General features: G+C 42.1%; 14 protein-coding genes. 6 read left to right on the top strand and 8 right to left on the bottom strand.

Annotated features, from left to right (window positions below):
• Nucleotides 1-11: 11 nt before the first annotated feature.
• Nucleotides 12-1,574: an FGGY-family carbohydrate kinase gene (locus JMV76_RS03865; RefSeq protein ID WP_265090272.1), complete on the top strand. Its 1,563-nt coding sequence runs from the start codon at nucleotides 12-14 to the stop codon at nucleotides 1,572-1,574.
• A gap of 127 nt (nucleotides 1,575-1,701) precedes the next feature.
• On the opposite strand, the gene JMV76_RS03860 is transcribed toward JMV76_RS03865, so the two are convergent.
• On the bottom strand, nucleotides 1,702-2,880 hold the full coding sequence (locus tag JMV76_RS03860; RefSeq protein ID WP_201501707.1) for a MalY/PatB family protein: 1,179 nt from the start codon (nucleotides 2,878-2,880) through the stop codon (nucleotides 1,702-1,704).
• Nucleotides 2,881-3,128: 248 nt separating this feature from the next.
• On the opposite strand from JMV76_RS03860, the gene JMV76_RS03855 reads away from it, so the two are divergent.
• Nucleotides 3,129-3,959, top strand: coding sequence for a hypothetical protein (locus JMV76_RS03855; protein WP_227690090.1), 831 nt, complete (start codon nucleotides 3,129-3,131; stop codon nucleotides 3,957-3,959).
• 1,083 nt (nucleotides 3,960-5,042) lie between these two features.
• Here JMV76_RS03855 and JMV76_RS03850 read toward each other — a convergent pair.
• Both JMV76_RS03850 and JMV76_RS03845 read right to left on the bottom strand, forming a co-directional pair.
• Nucleotides 5,043-5,423, bottom strand: coding sequence for a transposase family protein (locus JMV76_RS03850; RefSeq protein WP_238069273.1), 381 nt, complete (start codon nucleotides 5,421-5,423; stop codon nucleotides 5,043-5,045).
• Between the two features lie 11 nt (nucleotides 5,424-5,434).
• A complete protein-coding gene (locus JMV76_RS03845; protein ID WP_201501705.1) occupies nucleotides 5,435-5,875 on the bottom strand; it encodes a transposase family protein in 441 nt (146 codons plus the stop codon).
• Nucleotides 5,876-6,144: 269 nt separating this feature from the next.
• Here JMV76_RS03845 and JMV76_RS14750 point away from each other — a divergent pair, with 269 nt between their 5' ends.
• Entirely contained in the window at nucleotides 6,145-6,495 is a 351-nt protein-coding gene (locus JMV76_RS14750) for an IS630 transposase-related protein (protein WP_227690088.1), read from the top strand.
• Between the two features lie 13 nt (nucleotides 6,496-6,508).
• Complete coding sequence (locus tag JMV76_RS03840) at nucleotides 6,509-6,988, top strand: IS630 family transposase (protein ID WP_265090271.1); 480 nt, start codon at nucleotides 6,509-6,511, stop codon at nucleotides 6,986-6,988.
• Here JMV76_RS03840 and drt3a read toward each other — a convergent pair.
• The 4 genes from drt3a to JMV76_RS03825 all read right to left on the bottom strand — a co-directional run bounded on the left by drt3a (nucleotide 6,975) and on the right by JMV76_RS03825 (nucleotide 9,796).
• Nucleotides 6,975-7,631 carry an antiviral reverse transcriptase Drt3a gene (gene drt3a / locus JMV76_RS03835; protein WP_265090276.1) on the bottom strand — a complete coding sequence of 219 codons (657 nt, stop codon included), beginning with the start codon at nucleotides 7,629-7,631 and terminating at the stop codon, nucleotides 6,975-6,977. The genes JMV76_RS03840 and drt3a overlap by 14 nt on opposite strands.
• A 2-nt stretch (nucleotides 7,632-7,633) precedes the next feature.
• Nucleotides 7,634-8,113 carry an IS630 family transposase gene (locus tag JMV76_RS03830; RefSeq protein ID WP_265090271.1) on the bottom strand — a complete coding sequence of 160 codons (480 nt, stop codon included), beginning with the start codon at nucleotides 8,111-8,113 and terminating at the stop codon, nucleotides 7,634-7,636.
• A 13-nt stretch (nucleotides 8,114-8,126) separates the two neighbouring features.
• Nucleotides 8,127-8,477 (bottom strand): IS630 transposase-related protein, encoded by a 351-nt coding sequence (locus JMV76_RS14745; protein ID WP_227690088.1) that lies wholly within the window; start codon nucleotides 8,475-8,477, stop codon nucleotides 8,127-8,129.
• Nucleotides 8,478-8,980: 503 nt separating this feature from the next.
• A complete protein-coding gene (locus JMV76_RS03825) occupies nucleotides 8,981-9,796 on the bottom strand; it encodes a crotonase/enoyl-CoA hydratase family protein (protein ID WP_201501704.1) in 816 nt (271 codons plus the stop codon).
• A 216-nt stretch (nucleotides 9,797-10,012) separates the two neighbouring features.
• Here JMV76_RS03825 and JMV76_RS03820 point away from each other — a divergent pair, with 216 nt between their 5' ends.
• A complete protein-coding gene (locus JMV76_RS03820; protein ID WP_201501703.1) occupies nucleotides 10,013-10,750 on the top strand; it encodes a LysE family translocator in 738 nt (245 codons plus the stop codon).
• A 65-nt stretch (nucleotides 10,751-10,815) separates the two neighbouring features.
• Nucleotides 10,816-11,853 carry a 23S rRNA (adenine(1618)-N(6))-methyltransferase RlmF gene (gene rlmF, locus JMV76_RS03815; RefSeq protein ID WP_201501702.1) on the top strand — a complete coding sequence of 346 codons (1,038 nt, stop codon included), beginning with the start codon at nucleotides 10,816-10,818 and terminating at the stop codon, nucleotides 11,851-11,853.
• Nucleotides 11,854-11,977: 124 nt separating this feature from the next.
• Here rlmF and JMV76_RS03810 read toward each other — a convergent pair whose 3' ends face one another.
• Nucleotides 11,978-12,559, bottom strand: a complete 582-nt coding sequence (locus tag JMV76_RS03810) for a manganese efflux pump MntP (protein WP_201501701.1) — start codon at nucleotides 12,557-12,559, stop codon at nucleotides 11,978-11,980.
• Nucleotides 12,560-12,630: the final 71 nt, after the last annotated feature.

Raw genomic sequence — 12,630 nt, 5'->3', positions numbered from 1 at the left:
TAAGGATGACTATGACTTTTGATGACTCTATTTACTTCTTAGCCATAGACAATGGCACCCAAAGCGTCAGAGCACTTATCTTTGACCAATTTGGAACCGAGATTGCCAAAGCCCGCGTCCCTATCGAGCCGTATTTTTCAACGCAGCCCAATTTTGCAGAGCAGCATGCCGACTACTATTGGAAAAAACTAAGCGAGGCTTGCCAGCAGTTATGGCAAAGCTGTGATATTACGCCTGAGCAAATTGCTGGCGTCAGTCTCGCCACTCAGCGCTATACCATGATATGTCTAGGTAAAGACAAACAGCCGCTACGTCCCGCTATCGTCTGGATGGATTTGCGTCGCGGCGAAATTAATGACATAGGCTTGCTCAATCCACTCACCAAAGTCATCGGTATGGGCGAGCTGGTACAAGAGGCGCAGCAAAAAGCCCGCTGTAATTGGCTTGCTCATCATGAACCAGAAATATGGGCGAAAACAGCACACTATGTGAATCTATCAGCGTACTTAACCTATCAACTTACTGATGAACTTATCGACTCCACTGGTCATGCGCTAGGCTATCTGCCCTATGACTATAAAGCGCAAGCGTGGTTTAAGCCCGATAATATTAAATGGCGGCTATTCAGCTGTACACCTGAGCAGATGCCTAAAGTTGTTCCGCCGGGACAGCCACTCGGTTCTATCAGCGCCAAAGCTGCCGCTGTCACTGGTATTCTGAAAGGCACACCGATGATTGCTGCCGCCAGCGATAAAGCCTGTGAAGCGTTGGGCTCTGCTGGACTTGCCGCCGATACCGCCTGCTTAAGCTTTGGCACTACCGCGACCGTCAATACCACCTCAAAAAATTATGTTGAAATACTCAAGCACATGCCCGCTTATACCGCCGCCGCACCAAATTACTACAACCATGAATATATGATTTATCGCGGCTTTTGGATGGTTAGCTGGTTTAAAGAGCAGTTTGCCCACTATGAAGAGCAGCTGGCAAAAACGCAGGGCATCGATACCGAAAAACTCCTCGATCAAGCGGTAAAAGACATTCCAGCGGGCTGTATGGGGCTAATGATGCAGCCATACTGGTCACCCGGCGTTCGGCATCCGGGTCTTGAAGGCAAGGGTGCGCTCATTGGATTTGGCGACGTACACACGCGAGCGCATGTTTACCGCGCTATCCTAGAAGGGCTTGCCTATGAGCTAAAACTTGGTTTTGATACTATTGAGAAGCGTATAGGCAAACCCATCAAACACTTGCGTGTCGCTGGTGGCGGATCTCAAAGTGACTCAGCCATGCAGCTTACGGCTGATATCTTTGGTATGCCTGCATACCGGCCGCATACTTATGAAGCCTCAGGCTTAGGCGCGGCTATTAATTGTGCAGTAGGGCTTGGCGTTTATCCCGACCATTTAACCGCCACTAAGGCAATGGTACATTTGGGCGATGAATTCTTGCCTATTGACGCCAACGTCCAGCTCTACAAGCGCTTATACAATGAGGTTTATCTCAAAATGTATGAGCGCTTAAAACCTTTATACCAAAGTATTCAAGATATTACTGGTTACCCAGCTAAATAATATAGTCATTTCAATATAAAGAGGTACGTTAAAAATAGCGTTATGCTGGGATAAACTTTCCTCGCTTGCTGTGCACTTCGCACTCCAGAGGCTTCGCAAAATTTATCCCAGCAGTACTGCATTCTTTTTAAATGGAATCGACTATATTAAAATCATCAATATTTAATGCAGTATGCATACGGTTTAGCCCTTCTATCAGCAGCGCTTTAGGGCACGCTACATTAAGGCGCATTTTAAGATGGCCCTCCGCGCCGTATTTAATTCCTGCACTCAGCTCAACCTTAACGGCTCTCAATTTGTCATAGAGCAGTTGATCGTCTTGCGCATATGCCGAGCAATCTAGCCAAATCAAATACGAAGCTTCTGGACGCATCACTTTAATTTTAGGTAAATGCTTTTCTAAAAACTGTAGCGTTAAGTCAATATTGGCTTCAATATAAGTCAGCGCCTGCGCCAACCACTCACCACCTTCTTCATAAGCACGACGCATAGCCGTATAAGCAAATAAATTTAGCTCATGCTCGTCACTCAAGCGCTGCTGCTGGTTCATTTTACTGAGTAATGCGCTGTCTTTAGCAAAGATCATAGAGCCTTTGATACCGGCAATATTAAAGGTTTTGGTCATCGAGGTTAGGCTGACGACTTTGTGCTCATAGCCTTCTGCTAGGGTTAAAAAAGGCGTAAATATATGCCCACTCAAGGTCAAATCTTGATGAATCTCATCACTCACAATTGCCACATCGTGCTTTTTACAGATTAAAAGCAGCGCTTCAAGCTCATCTGCTGTCCATACACGTCCGCCCGGATTATGCGGATTGCAGAATAAATATAGCTTAACTTTATGCTCGATAATTTTAGCTTCTATATCAGCTAAATCCAGATAGTATCGCCCCTCATTCTCCTGTAATGCAGAAGTCACCAGCTTACGATTATTGTCCAAAACCTTGGTCATAAAAGGCGTATAAATCGGATCATTAATGAGTACCGCATCCCCTGCCTCGGTAAATACTTTCATCATCATCACCAAACTTGGCACGACACCCGGAGAAAACAGGATATCCTGCTGCTCCAGCCACAAGTCATAACGACTGCCATGCCAGTCGATAATCGCTTGATACAACGGCTCGGTCGGCACGGTGTAACCCAATATGCCATGCTGCGCTACTTGCTCAATCGCCGCTAAAATAGGCTGGGCGGTCTTAAAGTCCATATCCGCGACCCACAGCGGAATGGTGTCATCGGTATAATGCCATTTAAACGATCCCGTATCACGTCTGTCTATTATTTCATCAAAGTTGTACTGCACCGATGCTCTCCTTTACGGTAGTTTTATATTATAACTGTTCATTCGTCGGCTTAAATGACCTTTGAAAATATAATGCTATCATTATTTGAATAATGGTTAAAAATTAGTGTTACATTAATGTTGCGGACTCTACATATGATCAAGTTATTTATGCCAGAGTATGCTGATATTGCAAGGATTGTGATCTATCAGCTTTTACCCAAACCCCCTACTAAGCCAAGATGGCTTGTCTAAAAGGATTTAGCATGATGAAAATGGATTCCCTATCAAAATTAGCACTCAAAATCAGTTCCCTTACTCTCGCCATTGCCGCAACTTCTGCATGCACTGCTATGGCAACAGGTGCTGACTCCCAAGTTTCAAATACCCAAACCACTACGAACAGTACTGCCATTACTTTAGGCAATAGTGCTATGTCTAGCGGCACTAACGACACGGTTGCTATCGGTAATATGGCCAATGCAGGTCTGAACTCAGCAACCGCTGTCGGCGGTCAAGCCAACGCTGCAGGTTTAGGCTCAACCTCTATCGGTTGGCAATCAAAAGCCACCGCTGAACGCGCGCAAGCTTTCGGTCATTTAGCCAATGCTAGCGGTGTTCGCTCTACCGCAGTCGGCGAAGCGGCAATCGCTGGTGGTACTAACGATACGGTCGCTGTCGGCAATAAAGCCAATGCAGGTCTAAACTCCGCAACGGCTGTTGGCGGGGAAGCCAATGCCGCAGGTTTAGGCTCAACCTCTATCGGTTGGCAATCAAAAGCCACTGCTGAACGCGCGCAAGCCTTTGGTCATATAGCCGATGCTAGTGGTGTACGCTCTACCGCAGTTGGTGAAGCGGCAGCCGCACAAGGTGCAAACTCGGTAGCGCTAGGCAATAAATCTATGGCAGGCGGCATGAACAGCATCGCTATCGGTAACGAGGCAAAAGCGACCAAAAACAACCAAGTCGTCTTAGGTAATGCTGGACAAGTGCAATCTAGTACCGCATCACAGTCCGGTACGGTTAGAATAGTCACTATCGATGACAACGGCACATTAGGCACTATGATGGTTGACTACTATAAAAAATCAGCTAAATAATAGTAGTCAATCAGTGCCAAGCTACTAACGCTGGTGCAGTTATCACTAGTTATACTCGATAAGCTAATCATACTAGATAAGACGAAAAACCTCGCGATTGCGAGGTTTTTTTGGTTGGTATGGTTAGTTTGCTTGGTAGTATTTTGAAGTGCTGCATTAGATTGCGTGGTTATCAGAGCTACTATGAAGCTGAAGCCGATCCTGCCATTCGCTATTATCTGCTTATCTAGGTGTGAGGATGGATCAAGCGAAGTACTGCTTCGCCCTGACGCAAGAGAAAATCTATGATTTTCTGTGGCTAGGTTTGGTCACGATACTACCCCAAAACCTAGCCTTCGCAACACGCCTATTCAAGCAGGATAACCGCTACTGTTAGGGCTAAAACGCGCCTCAAGACAACTATAACCAAATTAAAAAATATGGAATATTTATTAGTTTATTTTAACTAGAAGAGTATTAAATAGAATTTCTTGAAGATATATTGAGTGGAAGGGGGGTACCTCAACATCAGGTGTGTGGCATACAACATTACTACTGTATGCACTCAGGCAATTGCTCATGAAAGGTCGGCAAACCAACATAAATTACCATAAAGATAATTTATTTCTGTTTACAACTGTCCGAATTGCTCGAAAGCTCAATCCAAACACTATAAATAAAGCTGTTTTAGAGGGAAAGTAATATTGGCACGATCCCCTTCGCACCTAGAAAGATAACTCATCAGTACTGTAATTTCAACTCATTACGCTCTATAAGTCGTTTAATATTGAAATCTTTCCAATTTACGAACCAGTAGGTATCTTCAAGCACATTAACGCAAGATTCAATCGTATCGGGTAATTGCTTTGTACCATTATTAGCTAAGTTCAAAGCATTTAACCTTATATCAAAAGGAATGTATGGACAGCATAGTACATCTAACAATAAATGAACTAACTCAGAGTCATCTTTAATAACGTTATATGAGCTAAGTCTACTCATAGCTATATTAATAACTTTACCTTTAATTTCCGTGTATTCACTATGATTGTTAAAATAGTAAAGCAAAGAAATTATTTCAAAATAATAGACCTCTTGCAAAAGTCAGATATTAAGCTCAAGATTTACCAGTCCTGCGAACAGCTTCATTCTTAAATCATAACGTTGACGTCGATTACGGTAGCGTTCAGCCACAATTTTGAATAGCTTAATCAGCCCTATTTTATGCTCAACCAGAATACGACATTTTGCCAAATATTGATTGGCCTGTTTGCAAAGCGCTAGCAACTCACCGCCTTTTGGTTTCTTAAAGGGGATAAAGGTCTGATCGTGTAGCTTGGCTATACCTTGATAACCGCTGTCTGCTAGATAGCTGGTGTTTTTAGGCAGCCAATCAGGACAAGTTTGTTTATAAAGACTAAAGTCATGTACTGAACCGTTGCAGGTTTGCACATCCAATATCAGTCCTGTTTGCCAATGTACGATGACTTGCGCTTTTAAGGTATGTTGTTTCTTTTTTCCACTGTAGTACTGTTTTTGGTTTTTTTTGGCCGTTCAATGGGCGTTTCGGTGGCATCAATGATGACTGCTGACCAATTGATATCCTCAGGCTTACCGTGTGGCAGTTTTCGTGGCAAATCAAATCTGCCTGAGTGGATAAGGATGTCTTCTACTCTTCTGACAATGCGACTGGCAGAGGACTCATGAACGTTGAAGTCCACACCAATATGATAAAGGGTTCGGTATTCACGCCAATAGGTCAGTGCGAGTAAAATCTGCGCCTCTAAGCTAAGTTCACTTGGACGACCTGATTTGGTCTTGGAAGCTTCATGCTCTTGCATGGCTTCTAGCATTTTCTCAAAAGTGGCTTTGTGGATGCCAGTATAACGTTTAAAACCTGCATCGCTCTGTTCAAGTAGTTTGGCTATATTTGGCATATCTTTTAAATATTTAGGGTTCAGTTATAGTCTTTGAGTCTTGAAACTACTTTTGCAAGAGGTCTAATTAAGATAATCACTACTATTAATTAAGCCTTCAAAATAATCAGGAGGAAGTCTGAAGTGATCACCAAAATTACTTGTTATCAGCACTACATTCAGCTTTTCAATAGATATGTACCCTTTACGTCTCTCACTCTTATATCTATAGTCTAATCCAAATAAAACCGATACAATCCTATTAACAATTGCATTTAATGAAATAAACGATGACTTATTCAATAGACTATCGCAAGCAGGTACTTTCTAGCATCGCTAATGGTATGACCATACGTGAAGCTTCCCTGTTTTATGGACTTAGCACCAGCACCATTCACAGCTGGCAGCAGAATTTAGCCCCTAAAACAACCAGAAATAAAGCACCGACTAAAATACCTGATGACGCATTGATTGAAGACGTAAGAAGATTCCCTGATGATTATAACTACGAAAGAGCTCGTCGATTAAATTGTAGTAAAACGGGCATCTTCAATGCTCTAAAGCGTCTTGGCATCAGTCAAAAAAAAGACACTGGAGCATCCAAAAGCATGTCTGATAAAGAGAGCTCAGTATCAGAGTAGGCTTAGTAGCTTTATGCAGCAAGGTTATCCCATAGTATATATGGATGAAAGTGGCTTTGAGGCTGAAACTATCAGACCTTATGGCTATGCACCGATTGGAACCCCTTGTATTGATAGCTACAACTGGCAAGCAAAAAAACGTACCAACGTCATCGGTGCTCTCTATGAGAAAGTACTGTTTGCGCTTGATTACTTTGAACAGAATATCAACAGCCATATATTTTATGACTGGTGCAAGTTCACGCTTATTCCAAGTCTCAAGACTAAATGCGTGATTGTCATGGATAATGCTCGGTTTCATAAAAATAAGCGTATTCAGAGATTACTGAACAGGCATGGCCATCGCATTCTATGGCTGCCACCCTACAGTCCTGATCTCAACCCCATTGAAAAGAAGTGGGCACAAGCAAAGTTTTTACGCCAAGGTTGGATGGAGAATAATCTGCCTAAACTATTTCATGATATAGGTTGTATCGATTTTATAACGACTTAACTATATTCGAGGTTAAAAAAGCTAACCTGTCTTCTAGTAGTCTATAATCACCAGTATGTATATAACTATAAACAGCTCTATAAACTCTAGTTTTTATTTTCTTAATCTTTGATTGAGATAGAGAAACTGATACCTCTCTAAACTTCGATTTACGTATATTTTTCTTATTATCTGTAGTTCTGCCTTCAATCTTGCTATCTATAACTTTATATTCGTACCCTAGGTACTCGAACACTGCAACCTCAGAAAGATTATAGTGCCTTTTTGATACATCTATTACTTTTTGCTTATTATAGTTAAAGGCAAGCTCATCAGGTAAGAAAGACTTGATAAGCCTTAGGAAATTTTTTCTATTCTCAACTCCCGATGAGATAATTATTATGTCGTCTACATATCTTGAGTAGAAAAAAATATCATTTTGCGCACGAACCTTACTATCAAATTCTTGAAGAATGAGTTCTGCGAGTGACGGGCTAAATTCAAGCCCTCTCGGTAGACCAGTTGCCTGAGTCCTATGCACATCGTCTATAATTTTTTCAATCAATATTTTAGTCTGATTACTAATATTTTGGTGAGTTAGAGTCTGTTTTATGGTCTTAATATCAATGCTTTCAAAGAATGATTTGATGTCTAAGCGATATATAGTTAAGTCGTTATAAAATCGATACAGCCTATATCATGAAATAGTTTAGGCAGATTATTCTCCATCCAACCTTGGCGTAAAAACTTTGCTTGTGCCCACTTCTTTTCAATGGGGTTGAGATCAGGACTGTAGGGTGGCAGCCATAGAATGCGATGGCCATGCCTGTTCAGTAATCTCTGAATACGCTTATTTTTATGAAACCGAGCATTATCCATGACAATCACGCATTTAGTCTTGAGACTTGGAATAAGCGTGAACTTGCACCAGTCATAAAATATATGGCTGTTGATATTCTGTTCAAAGTAATCAAGCGCAAACAGTACTTTCTCATAGAGAGCACCGATGACGTTGGTACGTTTTTTTGCTTGCCAGTTGTAGCTATCAATACAAGGGGTTCCAATCGGTGCATAGCCATAAGGTCTGATAGTTTCAGCCTCAAAGCCACTTTCATCCATATATACTATGGGATAACCTTGCTGCATAAAGCTACTAAGCCTACTCTGATACTGAGCTCTCTTTATCAGACATGCTTTTGGATGCTCCAGTGTCTTTTTTTTGACTGATGCCAAGACGCTTTAGAGCATTGAAGATGCCCGTTTTACTACAATTTAATCGACGAGCTCTTTCGTAGTTATAATCATCAGGGAATCTTCTTACGTCTTCAATCAATGCGTCATCAGGTATTTTAGTCGGTGCTTTATTTCTGGTTGTTTTAGGGGCTAAATTCTGCTGCCAGCTGTGAATGGTGCTGGTGCTAAGTCCATAAAACAGGGAAGCTTCACGTATGGTCATACCATTAGCGATGCTAGAAAGTACCTGCTTGCGATAGTCTATTGAATAAGTCATCGTTTATTTCATTAAATGCAATTGTTAATAGGATTGTATCGGTTTTATTTGGATTAGACTATATTCTATAGCTAGTACCTTCTTTTAAATGTTGTACAAGCTGACGAGATATTTCATTTCTGCTTTTAGTTTTCCTTAACATTAACCTTATATTGGATGTTAAATTACGAGCTAGTGTTACTTGATGAAAGTGCTTCAAAGTATAACAAGATTTGTGATTTTTAATGACTGTTTGGATTTCAAAATATTCGTTCAATGAGTTAGAACAATTGAAGGACTTATCTAGTATTTCCTTTTTTTCTCTCAGGTTTATTGAGTTAGTATGTTCAGACATATCACTACTATAGATATGCTTATCAAGAGTCTTGTGTGTAATTGCCTGCTTTGTCATATTAAACTCAATATTTTTTTCAAGGCTGTTAGATTACATATGTTTAAACATATCATCTATAGTTATTTTCTAAATAAGCCTCATTATATGATTAATCTAAAATCGAGAACCACTAACGCCCCTTAAACTCAGCCGCCCTTCTCTCGACCATCGCCATCACACCCTCTTTGGCATCTTCTGAATGAAACAAATGCGGCAGATAGCCATGAATGTTGGCGAGTGCTGCTTTTGCGCTATTACGACTGGCATCTTGTGCTGATGATAATAATCCTTGTACGCCAAGCGGTGCAGCGTTGCAAATCTCTTTAGCGATAGTTAGCGCGCGCTCGTATTCTTCTCCATTTGCTACCACTTCGCTGACCAAATTCAGCCTATCAGCCGTTTGCGCATCGAATGCTTTACCAGTGAGTAGATACGGCATGGCTTTTTGCCAGCCAGCTGCTGCTACGAAGCGTACAGTCGCGCCACCAAACGGCATAATACCGCGCTGAACTTCCATTTGTGCAAAGTTGCAGTTGTCACTAGCGATAACGACATCGCTATTTAACATCAGCTCAATACCAGCAGTGAAACACGTTCCTTGTATCGCCACGACCACAGGTTTGGTGCGCAGTTTGCCACCGATTCCCCACGGATCGATTTCGTCGGCAGCAAACTCAAACGCGCCTTTATCCCATTTATCTTGTAGCTCCATCAAATCCAGCCCTGCGGTGAAGTGCTTACCGTGAGCGAATATCAGCGCACAGCGAAGATTGGCATCGTTTTCATAATTAGTGAGTGCCTCAGACAGTTGCTTAATCATATGGCTATCAAAGGCATTGCGTTTATCCGCGCGATTGAGCCCGATCAAACAGATGTAATCTTGGACGTCATAGGTAATGCGAGTGTCACTGCTAGTGGAATTACTATTATTACTTTCCGTAGTCATGTTTTTATCCTTATTAGAGCGATCGTTTTATGGTTTGTCCTATGGCGAATTAACACTGCTAAAAATCATGTAACTTACTTTCAATATAGACATACGCTACGTGCAACGCAATCATCGTTTTAGCATGAGTATCAATAGCTGGTATCAATATCAGTTGACCTCATTTGCGCTAATGTGCAACTATTATCTAACTCAAGAAATGAATCAGAGCATTTTATGGAATTTTGGCACGGTTTTTTGCTTATCACCAGCGTCCATCTACTCGCTGCCGCCTCCCCGGGTCCTGATTTTGTATTAGTCTCACAGCAAACTTTGGCAAAAGGTAGACGCACGGGTTTGATTTGTAGTCTTGGTATTACCTTAGGTCTTGCCGTACACATTATCTATTCGGTGCTAGGACTGGCAACGCTCATCGCCCATTCGCAGCCATTACTGACCGCTATTAAATGGTTGGGCGGCAGTTATCTTATTTATTTAGGTTGGCAAGGTATTCAAGCCAAACCGAAAAAAGCATCAGATTTAGCAAATCCAGTAGAGCTAATAGATTCAGGTGTTCACGTTTCACAAGATATGCTTATTAAGCAAACGACTTCTACCAGTGATGCCGAGCTTTCTGATAAAGCCATCTCGACCAAAAAACCGCCTACTGACACTGAATCGACCGCTTCCATTCTACGCCGTGGCTTTTTTTGCAATGTGTTTAATCCCAAAGCGCCCGTCTATTTCGTCGCGATATTTACACTCGTACTCTCACCCGATATACCACTGTGGCAATTGGCTATTTATGGTGTCTGGATGATGGTCTTGCAGATGGCATGGTTTAGTACCGTGGTGATGTTACTGTCTATTCCTGCCATTCATCGTCGCTTTCAGCGTTTTGAACATTGGATCGACCGCGTATTGGGTACAGCGATGATAATATTGGGATTAAATCTGATTTTACGTAGTCGATAAGACGCTAGTGACTCGTGAAATCTGCTAAAATGGTGCATTATATTCAAACATCAAAGCCCGATACTATGACCAGTAAGCCTATGAACCGTCGCCCGACCGCCAATAATCACCGAAACAGATCGCCTGAAACTGCCAAAAAATTAGGGCAGCTACATCCGCGCAATCCGCACCAAGGTCGCTATGACTTTGAAGTATTGACTCGCGCTTTGCCTGAGCTTGCTAAGCACACCATTACCAACCCTAAAGGCGAGTCGACGATTAACTTCTCCGACAGTGTCGCCGTGCGCGTCCTTAATCAGGCGTTACTGGCGCATTATTATGGGGTGAAATTTTGGGATATTCCGGAAGGTTATCTCTGCCCACCGATTCCGGGACGTGCCGATTACATTCACTACATTGCCGATTTACTCGCGCAAACGACGCATGTTAATAAAGAGAATACCCCGCCGACTGGTAAAGAAATCCACGCCCTTGATATCGGTACGGGTGCCAGCGCGATTTATCCGATTGTTGGCAGCCAAAGCTATGGTTGGCGATTTACGGCTTCAGATATTGACCCTATTTCGGTCAATACTGCCGCGCTTATTTGTGAGACCAATCCAAAGCTAAAAAGTGCCGTTAAAGTCAAACTACAAACCGAACCTAAATTTATTTTTAAAAATATCATCGGTCGTCAAGATTACTTTGATGTGGTGGTCTGTAATCCGCCATTCCATGCCTCATTAGAAGAAGCGATGGAAGCCAATAGTCGTAAGCAGCATAATTTGCAACGGCATCGCGGTAAGAATGAGAACGCACAAATCAGCCGCAGCTCAACCAAGTCTGGCAATGCCGCGCAAAACCTAAACTTTGGTGGTCAGCATAAAGAGCTATGGTCTGAGGGTGGCGAGATTGCCTTTTTAACCAAGATGGCAAAAGAGAGTCAAGATTTCGCTGAGCATGTTGGCTGGTTCACAAGTTTAGTCTCAAAATCAGAAAACGTGAAGCCTATGCAATTGCTATTAAAACAACTTGGTGTTGCCCAAATGCGCATCATTGAGATGAGCCAAGGTCAAAAAAGCACGCGTATACTCGCCTGGCGTTTTGATACTGACGAAGAGTAAATAGTAGTTAATATAAAATAGTTATTGTTTCACGTGAAACAAAGTCTCTACAATAAAAAGCACCCCTTTGATCATCAAAGGGGTGCTTTTTATTGTAGAGAATCAATTCAAATAATGATGCTTATTAACGGATAAACATCACCTTTATACCAATGGCTATCAATACTAATCCACCCAGTATCTCAGCTTTATCCTCGAGCCAAGTTCCAGAAGACTTACCTAAATAGCTACCGCAAAAGCCAAATCCAGCGGTGATAATAGCGATAATGAAGCACGCTAGCCACGCATTAACTGCTAGTAAATTCAAAGTAAAGCCTGCTGCCATCGCATCAATACTGGTAGCGATAGCCAATGTAAACATCATACGATGATTGATTTTTTCTTGTATGTCTCCATCGAAACTGTCTGCTAACACCGCTTCAATCTCACCATTAAACGCTTCATATAACATCTTAGCGCCAAGCACAATAAGAATCCCACCACCAATCCACGGTGCAGCAGTCGCCAACCAGCCTAGCAATACTGCACCCAATAGATAACCTATCAGCGGCATCACACCTTGCGCAATACCAAAATACAGTGCTGCATAAACGGCTAAACGCAACACATAAGCAGATGATTTCTTTTGCGATTTAGCCCCTAACCCAATCGAGACGGCAAATGCATCCATCGCCAAGGCTATCGCAAGTAAAAAAACTTCGATCATTTCTATATCCATTATCTAAAGCAATTAGTAAACTAAGTTTCACGTGAAACAATTCTAACATTAAAAAACCA

Source organism: Psychrobacter cibarius (genome assembly GCF_904845955.1).
GTDB lineage: Bacteria > Pseudomonadota > Gammaproteobacteria > Pseudomonadales > Moraxellaceae > Psychrobacter > Psychrobacter cibarius_B.
This window is presented reverse-complemented; position numbering and strand designations above follow the sequence as displayed.